This window comes from Leisingera aquimarina DSM 24565 (genome assembly GCF_000473165.1).
GTDB classification, from domain to species: Bacteria; Pseudomonadota; Alphaproteobacteria; order Rhodobacterales; family Rhodobacteraceae; genus Leisingera; species Leisingera aquimarina.
Genome location: NZ_AXBE01000014.1, coordinates 1 through 18,537 on the forward strand (window position 1 = coordinate 1; position 18,537 = coordinate 18,537).

The 18,537-nt window shown below is 63.5% G+C and carries 15 protein-coding genes; 3 read left to right on the forward strand and 12 right to left on the reverse strand.

The genetic code is table 11. From position 1 onward, the window contains the following. Positions 1 to 2,035 (reverse strand): GcvT family protein (locus AQUI_RS0102930; RefSeq protein WP_035919746.1); only part of this gene is annotated, 2,035 nt, incomplete at its 3' end. A 99-nt stretch (positions 2,036 to 2,134) separates the two neighbouring features. On the opposite strand from AQUI_RS0102930, the gene AQUI_RS27100 reads away from it, so the two are divergent. From AQUI_RS27100 to AQUI_RS0102945, 3 genes are all read left to right on the forward strand, one after another. Then, complete coding sequence (locus AQUI_RS27100) at positions 2,135 to 3,100, forward strand: LysR family transcriptional regulator (RefSeq protein WP_051371806.1); 966 nt, start codon at positions 2,135 to 2,137, stop codon at positions 3,098 to 3,100. 101 nt (positions 3,101 to 3,201) lie between these two features. Then, entirely contained in the window at positions 3,202 to 4,734 is a 1,533-nt protein-coding gene (locus AQUI_RS0102940; RefSeq protein WP_027256159.1) for a trimethylamine methyltransferase family protein, read from the forward strand. Then, the gene (locus AQUI_RS0102945; protein ID WP_027256160.1) at positions 4,731 to 6,038 is read left to right on the forward strand and encodes an aspartate aminotransferase family protein; all 1,308 of its coding nucleotides are present in this window, start codon (positions 4,731 to 4,733) and stop codon (positions 6,036 to 6,038) included. The genes AQUI_RS0102940 and AQUI_RS0102945 overlap by 4 nt, the downstream gene beginning before the upstream one ends. Positions 6,039 to 6,146: 108 nt before the next feature. Here the strand turns inward: AQUI_RS0102945 and AQUI_RS0102950 are convergent, their stop codons facing one another. The 11 genes from AQUI_RS0102950 to AQUI_RS0103000 all read right to left on the reverse strand — a co-directional run bounded on the left by AQUI_RS0102950 (position 6,147) and on the right by AQUI_RS0103000 (position 18,531). Beyond that, positions 6,147 to 7,184 carry an extracellular solute-binding protein gene (locus AQUI_RS0102950; protein WP_027256161.1) on the reverse strand — a complete coding sequence of 346 codons (1,038 nt, stop codon included), beginning with the start codon at positions 7,182 to 7,184 and terminating at the stop codon, positions 6,147 to 6,149. 20 nt (positions 7,185 to 7,204) lie between these two features. Further along, complete coding sequence (locus AQUI_RS0102955; RefSeq protein ID WP_027256162.1) at positions 7,205 to 8,014, reverse strand: ABC transporter permease; 810 nt, start codon at positions 8,012 to 8,014, stop codon at positions 7,205 to 7,207. 3 nt (positions 8,015 to 8,017) lie between these two features. Then, positions 8,018 to 8,947, reverse strand: coding sequence for an ABC transporter permease (locus AQUI_RS0102960; RefSeq protein WP_027256163.1), 930 nt, complete (start codon positions 8,945 to 8,947; stop codon positions 8,018 to 8,020). Beyond that, entirely contained in the window at positions 8,947 to 10,038 is a 1,092-nt protein-coding gene (locus AQUI_RS0102965; RefSeq protein ID WP_027256164.1) for an ABC transporter ATP-binding protein, read from the reverse strand. The genes AQUI_RS0102960 and AQUI_RS0102965 overlap by 1 nt, the downstream gene beginning before the upstream one ends. 163 nt (positions 10,039 to 10,201) lie before the next feature. Further along, positions 10,202 to 11,341, reverse strand: a complete 1,140-nt coding sequence (gene argE / locus AQUI_RS0102970) for an acetylornithine deacetylase (RefSeq protein ID WP_027256165.1) — start codon at positions 11,339 to 11,341, stop codon at positions 10,202 to 10,204. Between the two features lie 2 nt (positions 11,342 to 11,343). Beyond that, positions 11,344 to 13,413, reverse strand: a complete 2,070-nt coding sequence (locus AQUI_RS0102975; RefSeq protein ID WP_027256166.1) for an oxidoreductase — start codon at positions 13,411 to 13,413, stop codon at positions 11,344 to 11,346. A 91-nt stretch (positions 13,414 to 13,504) separates the two neighbouring features. After that, positions 13,505 to 14,440 (reverse strand): LysR family transcriptional regulator, encoded by a 936-nt coding sequence (locus tag AQUI_RS0102980; protein WP_027256167.1) that lies wholly within the window; start codon positions 14,438 to 14,440, stop codon positions 13,505 to 13,507. A 33-nt stretch (positions 14,441 to 14,473) separates the two neighbouring features. Further along, positions 14,474 to 15,970, reverse strand: coding sequence for an aldehyde dehydrogenase (locus AQUI_RS0102985; RefSeq protein WP_027256168.1), 1,497 nt, complete (start codon positions 15,968 to 15,970; stop codon positions 14,474 to 14,476). Positions 15,971 to 15,984: 14 nt separating this feature from the next. Then, positions 15,985 to 16,659 carry a DUF1028 domain-containing protein gene (locus tag AQUI_RS0102990; RefSeq protein ID WP_027256169.1) on the reverse strand — a complete coding sequence of 225 codons (675 nt, stop codon included), beginning with the start codon at positions 16,657 to 16,659 and terminating at the stop codon, positions 15,985 to 15,987. Positions 16,660 to 16,781: 122 nt separating this feature from the next. After that, on the reverse strand, positions 16,782 to 17,198 hold the full coding sequence (locus AQUI_RS0102995; RefSeq protein ID WP_027256170.1) for a RidA family protein: 417 nt from the start codon (positions 17,196 to 17,198) through the stop codon (positions 16,782 to 16,784). A gap of 58 nt (positions 17,199 to 17,256) precedes the next feature. After that, positions 17,257 to 18,531 carry a flavin-containing monooxygenase gene (locus AQUI_RS0103000; protein ID WP_027256171.1) on the reverse strand — a complete coding sequence of 425 codons (1,275 nt, stop codon included), beginning with the start codon at positions 18,529 to 18,531 and terminating at the stop codon, positions 17,257 to 17,259. Between the last annotated feature and the right edge of the window lie 6 nt (positions 18,532 to 18,537).

The following is an 18,537-nucleotide window of genomic DNA, read 5'->3' on the forward strand; positions in this document are numbered from 1 at the left end:
CCAGCCCCGCCTCCAGCGGTGTGATTTCCGGCCCCAGGTCATGGCCCCAAGCGCGAAAACCCTTTTCGATCCGGCAGGCCTCCAGCGCGAAATGGCCCATGGGCTGCACCCCGGCCGCCTTGAGCGCGTCAAACACCTGGCCCGCTGCCGCAGCCGGGACCGACAGCTCCCAGCCCAGCTCGCCAACGAAGCTCACGCGGGTGGCGCGCACCGCCTGCCCGGCCAGCGTTACATCGCGGGCGGTGGAGAAGGGAAAGGCCCACCAATCATCACGGCCCAAACCCTCCAGCACCGACCGCGCGCCGGCGCCCATGACGCCGATCACAGATTCCAGTTCTGTCACATCCCGGACCTGCACATCCCGGCCCGCTGCATGGCGGCGCAGCCAGGCCAGATCCTTGCGCCGTGTCGCCGCGCCGGAGGTCACCCGGAAGTGATCCGCCGCAAGCCGGGTGATGGTCACATCCGCCTCAATCCCGCCTTTGGCGTTGAGCATTGGCGTATAGACCGCGCGGCCCGCGTCGACATCCACGTTGCCCGCTGCCAGATGCTGCAGCAGCGCCAGCGCCTCCGGCCCCTGCGCATCGAACTTGCCGAATGGGGAGAGGTCCAGCATCACCGCGCCCTGCGCCATCACCGCCGCTTCGCGGGCTGCAATCGGATACCAGGGCTGATCACCAACCGAATAGGGCAGGTTCCTCTCAGCCTCGTTCTGCGCATACCACAAGCCCCGTTCCCAGCCAGCGGTCAGGCCGAAGTGTGCACCCGCGGCCTCCCAGCGATCATGCAGCGCAGATTTGCGCAACCCCCGGCCCGCTTTCGGCTGCTTGAACGGCCAGTGCAGGGCAAAGGCATCGCTGACGGCCTCCTCCATCCGGGTTTCGATATGCGCCTGCCCGGCGGCCAAAGGATCAACCCGGGCAATATCCACCTCCCACAGGTCCATCGGCAGTTCGCCTGCGAGCATCCAATCCGCCAGCACCCGCCCCACCCCGGCCGAGGACATGACGCCGACCGAGTTCATCCCCGCCGCCACATAAAGCCCCTCCGCCTCCGGCGTCTGGCCGATCAGCGGGCGGGTGTCATGGGTGAAGCTTTCGGGGCCGTTCATGAAATGCTGAATGCCCGCATCCTGCAGTCCGGGAACCAGCGCCAGCGCCGCCTCCATAAAGGGCATGAACTGGTCCCAATCCTCAGGCAGCTCCAGAAACGGCCGGTCGCCCTCGGGGCCAAAGGCATCCCAGACCTTGGCCTGCGGCTCAAACCCACCAAAGACCAGCTTGCCGGCGTCGCCCTTCACATAGATGCCGCGGTCCAGGTCGCGCAGCACCGGATAGGGATGGGGCAGGCCCTGCATGGGTTCGGTCACCACATACATATGCTCGACCGCCTGCAGCGGCAGCGCCACCCCGGCGGCATCAGCCAGGCGTTTCGACCAGGCCCCGGCGCACAGCGCCACCTGATCCGCCAACAGCTCAGACCCATCCGCCAAACGCACACCCTTGCACGTGCCGTTCTCCACCAGCAGCGCCTCAACCTGCACGCCCTCGCGGATCACCGCCCCCTTGGCGCGGGCCGCCTTGGCATAAGCCATGCACAGATCCACCGGGTTCACATTGGCGTCTTCCTCGACCCGCAGGGCGCCAACGACCCCCTGCAGGTCCAGCCCCGGCACATCAATCCCGTCCGGCGCCAGGATGGAGGGCGTCAGCCCGAAATGCCGCCCCAGCGCCGCAATCCGGTGCAGCTCATCCATCCGCGCCTCTTTCCGCGCGATCCAATAACCGCCGGTCTGGCGGTAGCCGGTGGACAGGCCCGCCTCTTCCTCCAGCTTGGGAAACAGCTCCCCCGCATACATCGCCAGCTTCGTCATGTTCAGCGTCGCGCGCAGCGGCCCGACAATACCGGCGGCATGCCAGCTGGTGCCGCTGGTCAGCTGGTTGCGCTCCAGCACCGTGACCTCAGCCCGCCCGGCCAGGTGATAGGCCAGCCCCAGCCCGATCGCGCCGCCGCCAATAATGATGATCTGCGCCATGCCCGGCCCTTTCGATGTTTGACGCAGGATTGACTTGGGCATAGGCGCAGCACAAGAATTTGCTCCGACAATTAGAAAGACTAATGAAAGTCAGAAATAATGAAGAAAACGCAGGCGGAATCGGATGTTAACCTGCTGCGCGCGCTGGAGGTCTTCATGGCTGTCGCCGATTCCCGCCATGTGACAGCGGCGGCAGCAGCCCTGGGGATGACCCAATCGGCGGTCTCCCAGCAACTGAAAAAGCTGGAATGGGCGCTGGATGCGCCGCTGTTCAACCGCGCCCGCCGCCCGCTGGAGCTGACCCACGCGGGCGAGATCCTGCGCCGCCGCGCCTTCCGCATCCTCAGCGAGGTGGAGGACCTGCGGTCCGAGCTGCGCCATGTGCAGTCCAGCTCAATCCCGATCCTGCGGGTGGCCTTGCTGGCCTCGGTTGCCACCACTCTGACCCCCGGCCTCCTGGACATGGTACGGGGCGGGCTGGGCATTCCGGAGCTCAGCCTGTCGGCCGGGCTGGCCACCGATCATCAGGCCGCGCTGAACGCCCGCAGTATCGACATCGCCATCACCTCGGACCCGCAGTTCGACCTGACGGACTACACCTGCACGCCGGTGCTGGAAGAGCCTTTTTTCCTCGTTTTGCCAACGGATTACGATGGCCCCACCGATGACATTCACGCGCTCTCGGAACGCCTGTCCCTGGTCCGTTTCAGCGCCGACGCACCTGTCGGGCGCCGCACCGATCAGCACCTGCAGCGCTGCCGCCTGGACCTGCCGCGCTCTATGGAAGCTGACCGCGCATCGATGGTGGTCGCGGGGGTGATCACCGGCAAATGCTATGCCATCCTGACGCCCTCGCTGCTGATCGACGCAATTGCCGAGGGCATGGCGCTGCGCATCGAGCCGCTGCCCTTTGCCGGCTTCAAACGCTCCATCGTGGCGATCCACCGCACCGGGGAGCTGGGCGGTATCCCGGATCAGGTCGCAGAGGAAAGCCGCCGCCTGCTGCAGCAAAGTTTCGAGCGGCTGCTGCCCCACGCCGCGGACCATGTTATCTACCCCGCCTAATCCGCATCATTAATGAAACTAATGCTGCGTGGTTTTGCTGTGCAGGCCACGGCTTCCTTGCCATGTCTAGTGCCAGACATGACCGCAACGGAGGCCCCCGCATGGCCCGCACACCCTCCCGCCGCGCCGGACGGCAAGAGCGCATGGCCGCCCGCGCTGCCCAGGGCGCGCTAGCGGCACCCTATACGATCCGAAAAACCGGCCTCTTCAGCCTGATCAATGACGAGGCGGTTGCCATCATCGAACGCAACGCCGACCGCATCCTGGACGAGATCGGCATGGACTTCCGCGGCGATCCGGAGACGCTGGAACTGTTCCGCAAACACGGCGCCAGGGTCGACGGTGAGCGGGTCCGGTTCGATCCCGGCTGGTGCCGCGACAAGATCAAGACCGCACCGCGCGTCTTTACCCAGCACGCCCGCAATCCGGCGCGCTCGGTGCAGATCGGCGGCGACGCGCAGGTCTACGCCCCCAGCTTCGGCCCTCCTTTTGTGCACGACATGGAAAAGGGCCGCCGTTACGCCACGCTGGAGGATTTCAAGAACATCACCAAGCTGCACCACCAATTGGGCGCGGTGAACCACTCCGGCGGGGTGGTGGTGGAGCCGGTCGATGTCCCCGTCGAGCTGCGCCACCTGCATATGGCGCACACGCATCTAACGCTGAATGACAAGCCCTTCATGGGCGCCGTCACCGCACCCGAACGCGCCCGCGACACCGTCGAGATGTGCCGCATCGCCATGGGGCGGGAGTTTGTCGACAACAACTGCGTGCTCTATTCCGTGGTCAACACCAACGCACCCTTGGTGATGGACGAAACCATGCTTTGGGCGCTGAAGGAATATGCACAGGCTGGGCAATGCACCGTGGTCTCTCCTTTCGTCTTGGGCGGTGCAATGTCGCCGGTCTCAGTCGCCGCCACCCTGGCGCAGGTGCTGGCGGAGGTGATGGCCTCAGTCGCGCTGACCCAGTTGATCCGCCCCGGCGCGCCTGCGGCATTCGGCACGTTTTTCTCGCCGATCAGCCTGAAAACCGGCGCGCCGACCTTTGGCACACCGGAAGGCACCCAGTTTCAGATGTGCGCCAAAACACTGGCGGACCGGCTAGGCCTTCCCTTCCACTCGGTCGGCGGGCTGACCGCGGCCAAGGTGCCGGACGCGCAGGCCGGCTATGAGAGCCAGGCGCAGCTGATGGGCGCGGCGCTTGCCGGCGTCAACTTCATAATCCATGCCACCGGCTGCCTGGAGGGGCTCTTGACCACTGGCTACGAGAAGATCGTGATGGACGCTGACCGCTGCTCCGCCATGCAGCGGTTCATCGGCGGCGTTGATTTCTCTGAAGCGGCACAGGCGATGGATGCGTTTTTCGAGGTGGAGCCGGGCGGCCATTTCCTCGGTGCCCAGCACACCCAGGACAACTACCAGACCGCCTTTTGGATGGGCGATATGTCCGACAACGGAACTTACGAACAATGGGCCGCCGAAGGCGCCGAATGGCAGCACGAGCGCGCCAGCGCCCGGGTGAAACAGCTGCTCAATGACTACGAACACCCCGCAATGGACGACAGCATACGCGCGGCACTCGACGATTTCGTAGCCCGCCGCACCAAGGAGATCAAGGGAGGACACACATGACCCTGCACACCGACTGGACCCTGACTGAGACCGCCGAACGGCGCGACAACTACTACGCCGCAAGCCAGCGCAAATTCATCCCCTTCAAGGATCCGATGGTCTTCAAGAAAGGGTCGATGCAGTACCTGTGGGACGTCGAAGGGCGCAAATACACCGATCTTCTGGGCATGAACGTCTGCATCTCGGTCGGGCATTCCCACCCCAAGGTGGTCGCCGCCGCAATGAGCCAAGCGCAGGAGCTGACCCATTGCACCACCATGTTCTATCACCCCGTCCCGGCCCATTTTGCCGAGGAGCTGGCCGCCACCATGCCGAACCCCAACGGCGATATCGAATGGGTGGTGCATTTCACCAACTCAGGCTCCGAGGCGATCGACCTCGCCATGACCATGGCGCGCAGTTATACCGGCAATCTGGACCTGCTGGCCCTGCGCTCTGCCTATCACGGGCCGACGGCGGCGGCGCAATCGATCACCGGTATCAGCGGCTGGCGCCATCCCGGCATGCCGGGCAACGTGGCCTTTGTTGCGGAGCCGAACCAGTACCGCGGCATCTTTGGCGCAGGTGTTGATCCCTACCTGGACGAGATCGAACGCACCATCCACACCGCCACAACAGGCCGCATTGCCGGCATGTTCATCGAAAGCGTGCAAGGCTACGGCGGCATAATTGAGATGCCCAAAGGATACATGTACGGCGCCGCCGAACGGGTCCGCGCGGCAGGCGGGCTGCTGATTGCGGATGAAGTCCAGGCCGGGTTCGGGCGCACCGGCGATCACATGTGGGGGTTCGAGGCCGATGGCGTGATCCCCGACATTGTGGTGATGGCCAAAGGCATCGGCAACGGCTTCCCGCTGGGCGCCGTGGTCGCGCGCAAGGAAATCGCCGCCCCGATGGCGGAGAAATTCATGTTCCACACCTATGGCGCCAACCCGACCTCCTGCGCTGCCGGCCGTGCCGTGCTGCAGGTCCTCAAGGAAGACAAGGTGCAGGAAAACGCCCGCACCGTCGGCGCCGCCCTGCTGGAACGGCTGCACGCGCTGAAGGAAAAACACCCGGCGATCGGCGACGTGCGCGGCCGCGGCCTGATGCTTGCGATTGAAATGGTCAAGGACCGCAAGACCAAGGAACCGGATCCGCAAACCACTGCCGCTGTTTTTGAGGCGACACGCGAAAGCGGGATTATCCTGTCAAAATCAGGCGCCTACCAGTCCTGCCTGCGCATGGTGCCGCCGATGTGCCTGTCAATGGCGAACGTCGATCAGGTTCACGACGGCCTCGACCGCGCGTTTGCCAGCCTCTGACCCCTCGCCGCAAAAGAGATCCTTCATTCATCTGGATAATAATATCCTCGGGTAAACGAGGGGGCAGACAGCCCCCTCGTTTACCCGGACCAAGTCCAGGCGGGCCGGTCACTTCTTGAGATTGGTCCAAATCTGGTCATAGACCGCCTGCGTTTGCTGATCGCAGACCTCAATGAACACGCCATCGCCTGCGCCGGCATGGGGGCTCTTTTCCGGCTGCGCAGCCAGCGCCGGGTCCAGGAATTCGGCAACCCCGCTCACACCGGCATTGTACTGCGCATAGTTGCTGACGGCTGCGATGTTTTCCGGCTCCAGCAGAAAATCCATGAATTTCAGCGCACTGTCACGATTGGGCGCGTCCTTCAGAAGCACCACATTGTCCATCCAGGCAACATAGCCTTGCGTGGGATAGGCGTATTCCACATTGGCGCCTTCCTCACGGGCCTTGGCTGCAAAGCCGTCATAGATCTGCCCCACTGCCGCATCGCCAGACACAAGCACCTCCTTGGCGGTGTCGGAGTTGAAGGACGCCCAGTGCTGCTTGGCCGCCTGCAGCATCGCGTTCAGCGCCTTCAGCTGTTCGCGGTCGGTGGAGCACTGCGGGATACCCATATGCAGCGAGGCCATTGCAATAACCTCGCCCTGGCTGTCCAGCATGTTGATCTTGCCCGACAATTCCGCCGGGGGCTCAAACAGGATGGCGGTGGTCTGAATGTCGCCGCCATAGGCATCCCGGTTCACCGCAAAGGATGTCGAGCCCCACTGATACGGGATCGAGGACGCCCGGCCAGGATCGAAACTAGGATCGGCCCATTCCGGCGCGATGTTGCCCTTGTTGGCCAGCTCGCCGTCGGCGATGGTGTCCAGCAGGCCCTCGCCCGCCATGATGCTGACCATGTAATCGCCCGGCACCGCCAGGTCATAGGTGCCCATGCCGCCGGCCTTCAGGGTGGCCAGCATGGATTCATTGGAATCGTAGGTGTCCATCGTCACCACGATGCCGGTTTCAGCGGTGAATTTCTCCAGCAGCTCTTGCGGCATGTATTCGAACCAATGATACAAGACCAGCTTGCCCTCGGCGGCGGCGGCATTGGCGGCAACGCTCAGCGCAAGGGCGGCGGCACTGGGTTTCAGCAGTTTTTTCATGATGTTCCTCCCGGGTTGGATCATTTTGTGTTGTCGGATTTGCTGACGAAATAGCTGATGGTGACCATCACGACCGACACGCTCAGCAGCATGGTCGAGATCGCCATGATGTTGGGTTTGATGCCCTGCTTGACGGAGCCGAAGATCGCGGTCGGCAGGGTCTCAACACCGGCGCCCTTGACGAAATTGGTGATGATGAAGTCATCCAGCGAGACGATGAAGGCCAGCAGGAAGCCCGAGATGATACCTGGCGCCATCAGGGGCATCAGAATCCGGGTAAAGGCCTGCCGCCGGGTCGCGTAAAGATCCATCGCCGCCTGCTCGAAACTGTCCTCGATCCCCTGCATCCGGGCCGAAATCGGCAGGTAGGCAAAGGGGATGCAGAAGGCGATATGGGCGACCAGGATGGTCAGGTAGCCGCGGGTGAAGCCGATGGCGTTGAAGAAGATCAGGGTGGCCACCGCGGTCACGATCTCCGGCACCATCAGCGGCAGGCTGATCAGGCCGAAGGAAACGGTGCGCAGTTTGAAATTGCCGCCGCGCACCATCGCCGTCGCTGCCAGCGTGGCAATTGCGGTGCTGGCGGTGGCTGCGATGATTGCGATGGTGAAGCTGTTGAAGGCCGCGGTCTTGAACTTGGCGCTTTCCGGGCCGGTGAACACATCGGCGTACCAGCGGAAACTGACCCCCTCCCAGTTGGTGATCGATTGGGAGGCGTTGAAACTGTAGATGGTGACAATCACCAGAGGGGCATAGAGCACCACCAGGCACAGCAGGGTGATCGCGCGAAAGCCTTTGTAGGTCTTTATGTCGTTGTTCACATGCGCCATGGCTCAGCTCCCTGCCGTGTCTGCTTTGGCCTGCTGGCGGGCCGAGAACATCAGGATGATCAGCACCATGGTCAGCAGCACCATTGATGCGGCGGCGCCGAACGGCCAGTTGCCGGCGTTGCCCTTGAATTGTTCCTCGATCAGCGAGCCAATCATGAAATTCTTGGCCCCGCCCAGAAGGTCCGGCGCCAGGAACGACCCCATTGAGGGCACAAACACCAGGATGCAGCCCGCCACCACGCCCGGCTTCACCGCGGGCAGCACAATGCGGCGCAGGGTGGTCCATTTGCTGGCGTAAAGATCCGCCGCTGCCTCAGACAGCGAGAAGTTGTAGCGCTCCACCGCGGCATAGACCGGCAGCACCATGAACGGCAGGTAGGAGTAGAACAGCCCCAGCTGCACGGCAAAGTTGGTGTTGACGATGTGGATGGGGCTGTCGATCAGCCCGGTGCCGATCAGGAAATCATTCAGCGGGCCTTGGTCCCGCAGCAGAAACTTCATCGAAACGGTGCGGATCAGCAGATTCACCCAATAGGGGATGGTGATCAGGAACACCCAGACGGGGCGCACATGTTCGGGCCGGGTGGCAATGAAATAGGCGGTCGGAAAGCCAATCACCAGGCTGAGGAGCGTCGCCGCCCCGGCCTGCCAGATCGAACGCCAGAAGATGGTGATATAGGTCCATTCAAGCTTGGCTGGCTCATCCCCGAACAGTCCGCGGTCAAAGAAGAACTGGTCATAGGCCGAAAGGCTGAACTCCCAGATCACCCCGCCGCGGAATTCCTTGGTCAGGAAAGAATAGATCAGCATCATGCAGACGGGACCCAGCACAAAGATGCCAAGCACCGCCCAGGACGGCAGCAGCAGCCAGCCGCGGGCGTCTTTATATGTGTCTGCGCGGGCTGAGCCGCCGCTTGCTGCGCCTGCTGCCATCAGTCCATCAGGAGGCGCCCGGCCCCCAGCTCCATATTGACGAAAATCTCGCTGCCCGGCTCAAAGATCCGCTTGTTGCCGCGGTCGGAATTGGAGGTGCGCACGATGAACTGCGGCCCCTCGGCCAGATCGACCAGCGTACTGATGTCGGTGCCCACGAATATATTCTCGGCGACCCGGCCCTTCAGGCTCTCGGCCTCGACCGGCACGTCGGACATGAACAGCCGCTCGGGCCGCACCGACATATGCACTTTGGCGCCGGTCCCGATGCCCTCGACCGAATTGCAGGTCAGCGCCTGGCCGCCGCCCAGATGACAGGTGGCCCGGCCGTTCATGACCTGATCCACCGACACCTCCAGCAGATTGGTCTCGCCGATGAAATCCGCCACAAACATGTTGCGCGGCTGCTCGTAGATCTCGGTCGGGGTGCCCAGCTGCTGCATCTCGCCCGCCGACATCACCGCGATGCGGTCGGACATGGTCAGCGCCTCTTCCTGATCGTGGGTCACAAAGATGAAGGTGATCCCGGTCTCTCGCTGCAGGTGCTTCAGCTCCAGCTGCATCTGCTTGCGCAGCTTCAGGTCCAGCGCCGACAGCGGCTCATCCAGCAGCAGGACTTTAGGTTGTGGCGCCAGCGCACGCGCCAGCGCCACACGCTGCTGCTGACCGCCTGAGAGCTGAGACGGCTTGCGGGCAGCGAATTGCGTCAGCTGGACCAGCTCCAGCATTTCCCCCGCGCGGGTGCGGGCCTCGGCTTTGGACTTGCCGCGCATCTCCAGGCCAAAGGCGACGTTTTCCAGGATCGTCATATGTGGAAACAAGGCATAATTCTGGAACACCGTGTTCACCGGCCGCTGATGCGGCGGCAGCTTTGCAATCGCTTCGCCAAACAGCAGGATCTCGCCTTCGGTCACATCCTCGAACCCGGCAATCATCCGCAAAAGCGTGGTCTTACCGCAGCCAGAGGGTCCCAGCAGGGTGAAGAACTCATTGTCCTCGATGGTCAGCGAGATCCGCTTGAGGGCGGTGAAATCGCCATAGCGCTTGACCGCATTGCGCACATCAATCGCATTTGTCGTGTTACCGGGCACTTGTGCCTCCCCCTCTGCCGCGTATCGTTAACCCAGCATAGGCAGCGGCGGGGGCTTGCTTAAGAATTGACTCCCTCAGCAAATGTTAGTCTTTGCCTAACCTTTGAAATTCATTTGTTTTCCAATAGTTGCACAGGGTTTTCCTGATCTGGCAGGTACTGGCTCAAGCAGTCAGATCGTCCAGCAGGCGGTCCATCATCGCGTCGCATTGGCTAAGCTGACGCAGCTCCAGGTATTCGTCGGGCTTGTGCCCCTGCCCCGCCATCGAGCCGGGACCGCAGACCACTGTTGGAATGCCCAGCTGATGGAAAAACCCGGCTTCGGTGCCAAAGGCGACCTTGGCGGTGCCAGTGCTGCGGGCAAGCGTCCGGGCAAAGGGGACAACTGCGCTGTCCGCTGGCACGTCGAGGCCGGGATACGCGTTGTACTGCTCCACCTCGATGCGGGCCTCCGCAGGGTAGCGGTTGCTGACACGATCCGCGGCGGCTTGAATGCGGGCCAGGATGTCTTCGCCCCGGTCAGCGGCCAGGTGACGGTACTCAAAGGTCAGCTCTGCCCGGTCCGGCACGATGTTGAGCGCGGTGCCGCCGCGCATCACGCCCGCATGCACGGTGGAATAGGGCACCTCATAGGCCGCATCGCGCGCGCCGTTGGCGGCGAAGTCTTCTTGCAGCGCGCACAGTTCGGATAGGAAATCCCCCGCCAGATGCAGCGCGTTGGTGAATACCGGAGCCAGCGCCGAGTGGCCGCTTTGGCCAAAGCAGACCGCGCGCAGCGCGGCCTTGCCCTTGTGGCCGATGGCAACTTCCATTTCGGTCGGCTCGCCAACAAAGCAGGCGCGCGGGCTTCCGATCAGCGGTTTCAAACGGTCCAGCATTTGCTGAATACCAACGCAGCCGACCTCCTCATCATAAGACAGCACGATCTTCAGCGGCTCCTTCAGATCCACCGTCGCCGCCCGGTCCGCCAAGGCCAAGGCACTGGCCACATAGCCCTTCATGTCGGTGGCGCCGCGGCCATAGACGCGGTCCCCTTCGCGCGTCAGGCGGAAGGGGTCGCGGGTCCACTCCTGCCCGTCCACCGGCACCACATCGGTATGCGCCGACAGCAGCACCCCCTGACCTGCCGGGCCTTTTTCGGCATAAAGCCCGGTTTTGCTGCCATCCGGTGACGGCAGGCGCGTCACTGTAAATCCATGCTGCGTCAGGAAACCCTCAGCATAGGCGGCCAGCGCCAGATTCGAATTACGGCTGACCGTGTCGAACCCGATCAGCCGCTCCAGTATGTTCAGCGTCGCTGTCATCGTCAGTCCACGGCCAGCTCGGTGATCTCGCGGCGGAAGGGCAGCGCATCGCCGATGTCCGGCCCATCCAGTTCCCGCGCATAGCGGTGGCCCGCATAGGTGGCCCAGGCAATCGGCCCCGGCGCGCTGGCATCGCCGATCAGCTTGACCGACTTAATGCCGGCATCCGCCCAGTCCGCCTGCCGGGCGCTCAGGTCTTCGTAAAGCCCGTCGTTGCCAACGCGCGAGGCGACCATGACCACTGCGTCTGCCTCAATATCCCAGGTGCGTTCCGTATAGGTGCAATTGCTGACCACATGGCCGGCATGGATTTCCTTCACGCCGCGGTTCAGCACAATCTCCACCCCGGCCTCGACCAGACGCGGATGGATGGCCACTTGCTCCAGCGTGTTGTTGGTCCAGTCGCTGACATAGGCGGACGGCGTGACCAGCGTCACTTGCGCGCCCTTGGAAGCCAAGAGTTCGGCCAAAACCCCGCCCATGTAGTAGTGGTCGTCGTCATAGACCACCACGCGGCCCTCGGGGAGGGTGCCGTCCATCAGGTCATCGGGGGTATAAACCCTGGCGCCCTCAGTGACCGGCATCGGCACCACATGCTGGCGGGAAACCCCGTCGGCGCGCCATTTCGCACCGGTGGCAATACAGACATTTTCAAAGCCGAAGTCCAGAATGCTGTCCGCATCCAGCGGGCTTTCGCGGTAGATCTCCACGTTCGGGCGCTGGCTCAGCTGGTAGTCGCGGTAATCGACCACCCGGCCCCAGGCATTCAGCCCCGGCAACTGGCGCTCGCGGGCCACCCGGCCGCCGATCACATCCTTGGCCTCGGCCACCGCCACGTCGTAACCGCGGCGGCACAGCGCCCAGGCAGCTTCCAGCCCGGCAGGGCCGGAGCCCACCACCAGCACGTTGGAGCTGTCGCCCTTGGTGTTCATGGTCTCCGGATGCCAGCCCTTGCGCCATTCCTCCATAAAGGTGGGGTTCTGGGTACAGCGGCTGATCGACATGGTCATGTCGCCGGTGATGCAGATGTTGCAGCCGATGCATTCGCGGATGTCCTCGATGCGGCCTTCCTCGATCTTCTTGGGGAGGAACGGGTCGGCAATCGAAGGCCGCGCGCAGCCGATGAAATCCAATGTGCCGGATTTTACCATCTTGGCCATCACATCCGGGCTGGTGAAACGGCCAACGCCGACAATGGGCTTATCGGTCAGCTCATGAATGCCGCGCACCAGCTGCTCCTGTGCGGCTTCTTCCTTGAACCGGGACGGGCCGGAGCAATCCTCCCACGTCCCCTGCGCCAGGTCCCACAGGTCCGGCAGGTCCTTGTTCATCTCGATGTAATCGCGCACCTCGGCGTTAGAGAACCCCAGATCGCCAATGGTTTCGTCCAAGGACACCCGCAGGGTGATCGCCATGGTGTCGCCCACCGCATCGCGCATATCCGCGATCACCTCCTGGCTGAACCGCGCGCGGTTCTCCAGGGAGCCGCCGTATTCATCCGACCGCTGGTTGGTGGCGCGGCTCAGGAAGTGCTGGAAGATGCCGAACCCATGCGCGCCGTAAAGGCAGATCAGGTCGAAACCGGCCTGTTTCGAGCGCTTCGCCGCATTCACAAACCAGCGGCGCAGGTCCTTGATGTCCTGCTTGTCCAGCGCCCGCGCCTGCACCGGGTCATTGGTAAAGGTGCGGATCGGCAAGGCGGAGGGCGCCAGCGGCACCTCCTTGGAATAAAGGTTCGGCCCGTTGATCCCGGAATAGGCCAGCTGGATCCCCGCCAGTGCGCCATGCGTCTTCATCCGCTCCGACATCTTGTGCAGCTGCGGGATGTCCTTGTCCTCCCACAGGCGCAGTTCGATGAAGGGGGTGATCTCGCTGGTGTGATGCATCTCGCATTGTTCGGTGAAAATCACGCCCCAGCCGCCTTCGGCCTTGATGCCCCGCATCGCCGCCGCGGCAGAGGGGTCGCGGTAGCCGCCTCCGTTGCAATGGGGCACCTGATAAAAGCGGTTCTTGGCGGTGAGCGGGCCGATTTTCATCGGCTCAAACAGAATGTCATAGCGGGGATCGCGCAATTTTCCTCTCCTTCGGGCAACAGCACTCAAAAGGTACAGGACCGCGCCAGAGGCGAAAGTTGCGCTTACGGAACCATTGGTTAGCCGCGGCCTAAGCGCTTCCGATGCGGATACCGGGAACAGTGCCGTCGGTGATCCGTTCCTGGCAGTAGCTGATGAAGGTCTTAACCGTCAGCACGTTCTCCGCGCCTTCGGCGGTCAGCAGCCCCATCCGCATTGGTCTGAGCGGGCCCCTGATCGGAACGAACCGCAGCTTGCGCCCGTCCGGCGCCATATCCGTTGCCGGGCGGATATTGGCGATGGAATAGCCAAAACCGTTCGCCACCAGCCCGCGCATCACCGCCATGTCGCGGGTGCGCTCGGCGATCTGCGGGGTGACACCGGCATCCTCAAAGAACGACAGAAAGTATTCAGCGCTCAGCGGCAAGTCCAGCAGCACCATCGGATGCTGGGCCAGTTCCTCAACCGTGACACTGCCGCGGCCTGCCAGCGGGTGGTCCTCGCCCAGCAGCGCATAGGGCGGCAGTTCTGCCAGCGCGTTGAACTGCAGATCCGCCGGAATGTTCAGGTCATAAGTCAGCGCCACATCTATCCGCGCCTGGCGTATCAACTCGATGAGCCCAGCCTGATCCCGCTCCAATTGGCTGATGGTAACCGCCGGATACAGCGCCTCAAACTGGCGCCGGAGCCCCGGCACGATCAGTTGGGCAAAGGTCAGAAGGCAGCCGACCGACAGCGGTCCCTGCACAAAGCCAGAGATATTGTCCGCCAGACGGCTCAGCGCGCCAGCCTCATGCAGCACCGCGCGCGCCTGATCCATGAACTGATGCCCGGCCTGGGTCAGCGACAATCCTTGCGCGTGCTTGCGCACAAACAGCTGCAGGCCGAACTCATTCTCCAGCTGCGACACCGCCGCCGAGATCGACGGCGAGGAGACGTTCACCTTCTCCGAGGCCAGGGCAATGGACCCGGCCTCGCCGACGGCGACGAAATATTCCAGCTGGCGCAAGGTGAAACGCAAGGGCATGTCAGCGACTATGCCGGAGGCGGCCCATGCCCATCAAGCCCGGTATTTGATCCAAGTGGTTTTCAGTGCGGTGTATTTTTCCAGGCTGTGCAGCGACAGGTCGCGCCCGAACCCGGACTGTTTCATGCCGCCAAAGGGTGTCTGCGCCGACAGCGCGTCCACCGTGTTGACCGAAACGGTGCCGACTTGCAGCTTGTCCGCCACCCGGCAGGCGCGGCTCAGGTTATCGGTCCAGACGGAGGCCGCCAGCCCGTAGATCGAGTCATTGGCCATGGCGACCGCCTCCTCCTCGCTGTCAAACGGGATCACTGACAGGACAGGGCCAAAAATCTCATCCCGCGCCAGCGGGTCGCTATGGCTGACGTCATCAAAGATCGTCGGCTGCACGAAACAGCCCTTGCCATCGACCGTCACGCGCTCACCGCCCGCCACCAGATTGGCCGAGAATTTGCCTGCCTCGACAAAGCGCATAATGCCCTCGGTCTGCTTCTCGTCCACGATTGCCCCCATTTTCGAGGCCGGATCCAGCGGGTCGCCCGGCTGGGTGGCCTTCGCCCGGGCAATCAGCTTCTCGACAAAGGCGTCTTTGATCGAACGCTCGACGTAAAGCCGCGAGTTGGCCGAACAGACCTCCCCCTGATTGAAGAAGATGCCAAAGGCCGCCATATCCGCCGCTGCATCCAGATCCTCACAATCACCGAACACCAGATTGGGGCTCTTGCCGCCGGTCTCAGGCCAGACCTGTTTCAGGTTCGACTGGCCGGAGTACTGCATGAACATCTTGCCGATGGCGGTGGAGCCGGTGAAGGCCAGGCAGTCCACATCCATATGCAGCCCCAGCGCCCTGCCCGCGGTGGCGCCAAAACCCGGCACCACGTTAAAGACTCCATCCGGCACTCCGGCCTCGGCTGCCAATTCGGCCAGGCGCAGGGCGGACAAGGGCGACTGCTCTGCCGGTTTCAGCACCACGGAATTGCCCGCCGCCAGCGCCGCCGCCGCCTTCCAGGTCGCCATGTCCAGCGGGAAATTCCAAGGCGTCACCGCCCCCACAACACCCAAAGGCACGCGGGACACAAGCGCCAGATCACCCGGCCCGGTCGGCGCCACCTCGTCATAGACCTTGTCGATTGCCTCCGCATACCATTGGAAAAAATGCGCTGAGCCGGGCGCGTCCACCGTGGCCGCATCCGTCACCAGCTTGCCCATGTCGAGCGAATCCAGCAGCGCCATCTCCCCCAGGTTGGCGCGGATCAAATCCGCCAGTCTCAAGAGCACCGCCTTGCGGTCCCCTGGCGCCATCCGCGACCAACGCCCATTCTGAAAGGCCCGGCGTCCTGCGGCCACGGCGCGGTTCACGTCTTCCTCATCGCATTCGGCAACCTGCGCCAGCACCGCACCCGTTGCGGGGTTCACGCTGGCAAACGTCCTGCCCGAGGCCGCATCCGTAAAACGGCCATCAATGAATGCCTGCCCCCGGAACGAAAGAGCCGCCGCGCGGGTTTTCCAGTCGTCGTGCGTATAGTCCAGCATGGTCTCTCTCCAGATTATTCGTCGCCTGGCACGCCGTACGACGGTGCCGCGCGCGGGTCGAGCGCGCGCTGGACATAAGCCTCCAGCTGCGGCTTGTAGATGCCCCAGGCGGTCGCGATGTTCTCGATCGGGCAAGCTTCGGTCCAGTCACAGCGCAGATCGGCCACCGGCCAGCTTACCTTGTCCACCAGTTTCATGCCCGCAGAATGCAGCGGCCCGGCCTCTCCGCCCGCGGCCAGCCCGGCGCGCATTGCGGCAATCAAGCGGTCGCCGAGATGCCCAGAAGACGCGGAAAACCCGTCCGCAATCGCCTGGCACACCCCGTCATTGGCCAAAAGGTTGCCGCCCGACGCAACATCCTTCCCTTCGGCCTGGGTCCAGATGCCCAGCGAATTCGGTCCGGAATGAATGGCGGTGCCGCCGATCCTGTCCACCGCCAGCACCTGCCGGTACTCCATGAACCGCCCGATTTCGCGCACTTTGGCCAGCGCGGCGGCCGCGGTCATGCCCTGCTCCATCAGGTCCAGCGCCAGCGGCCCAAGACTGGGATCGGTCACATTCTGGCTCGCCACCGCGCCAACGCCTGCGCGGGCAAAGGAACACCGCGCCGCCACCGCTGGCGAAGACGAGGATATTGCAACCCCGAACATCCCGGTCTCCGCACAGCGCGCAACAAGCGAAAACGTCATCGTCTTTCCTCCTCACCAGCCATCCAAGATGGATCTGTTCTTCTTCTGGCCCAAAATATCCCCGGGGGAGCGCGAGCGGGCAGGCAGCCCCCTCGTTCCCGCCCTCAATCGCGGGCCGATCATCAATCCGGAATGACTGCCGTACCGTCGATCTCCACCAGCCACTCCGGCCGCGCCAGCGCCTGCACCACCAGCCCGGTGGACACCGGATGCACCCCTTTGATGTACTCGCCCATGGTGCGGTAGACCGCCTCGCGGTGGCGCACGTCGGTGATGTAGACCACCACCTTGACCAGATGCTCCATGCGCCCGCCGGCCTCTTCGATCAGCTGCTGGATGTTCTGCATCACCTTATGTGTCTGCTCAACCGGGTCGTGGCTTTCGATATTCTTCGCATCATCCAGATTCTGCGGGCACTGGCCGCGCAGGTACACGGTCTTGCCGCCGGTGGTCACCACCGCCTGGCACAAGTCATTGTCCAGGTTCTGTTCGGGATAGGTATCTGAAGTGTTGAATTTACGGATACGGATGTGGGCCATGATGTCCTCCTGGCATGGCGGGATGGCAGCGCCGCCGGTCAGCGCCCGGCGGCAGAGTTCAGACAGCGTCCGCGCGGTCCTCACCGGGGCCGCGGTAACCCTCATAGTGGCGCTGGATGGCGATCTGGTCGGCCACATGTTTGGCATCATGCCAGACCCCCCAGATAAAGGTCGAGCCGCGCCGCGACTGCCAGGGCAGGCCCAGAAAGTAGATCCCCGGCTCTGCCGAGACACCGCGCTGATGCTGCGGGCGGCCCTGCGCGTCAAAGGCATCCACCGTCATCCAGCTGAAATCCTGCCGGAAACCCGTGGCCCATAGGATCGTGGTGATGCCCTCCTCCGCCAGATCCAGCGCCCGGATCGGATTGGTCAGGCTTGCCGGATCGGGGAAGGCCTTGCGGGCTTCGGGCTCCTGCGGCAGGTCAATGCCGGTGCGCGCGGCATAGGCGTCCGCCAGGTCGAGCATCTTCAGGTAGTCGGCATCGCCCGCCGCGATATTATCCTGCAGGTCGCCTGCAAATTTCATGATACCGCCGTCATAGGATCCGGTCATCCCCAGCAGCGTCACACCCTCGCCGCCCAAGCGGCGGAAATCCATGGTCTGACCGCCATAGGCGCCGCTGACCGATATCGTCACATGCTCCTTGCCCGGCTCCAGCGCGGCCTGATCCCACAGGCCCAAAACCCCCAGCCACCAGACAAAATCGCGGCCCCGGTACATCCGCGGCGGCCGGTCATGCGGGCCCACCGACAGATAGACCTTGCGGCCTGCCCGGTTCAGCTCATCGGCGATCTGCGCGCCGGAAGATCCGGCCCCCACCACCAGCACCGCGCCGTCCGGCAACTGATCGGGATTGCGGTAGTGGAAGGAATGCAACTGGTTCACATCCGCCCCTTCCGGCACCAGCGGCGGGATCACCGGGTGCTGAAAGGCGCCGGTGGCGGCCACAATCCGCTGCGCCTCAATCTCGCCGCCCGAGGTTTCGACCCGGAAACCGCCGGAGCCATTGATGCGCTCAGCCTTAAGAACCTCAACCGTGGTGCGGATGGGCGCCTTGATCCGTTCCGCATATTCGGCAAAGTAATCCGCCACCCGGTCCTTGCCGGCAAAGGCCTCGGGATCGGTGCCGGTGAATTCGAGATTGGGAAAGCGGTCATGCCAGGCCGGGCCGTTGGCCACCAGCGAATCCCAGCGCCCGGTGCGCCAAGCTTCGGCAATCCGGTTTTTCTCCAGCACCAGATGCGGCACGCCATGGCTGGTCAGATGCTCGCTCATGGCCACGCCCGCCTGGCCCGCTCCGACAACCAGCGTGTCTGTCTTTTCAATCGCCATCCCGAA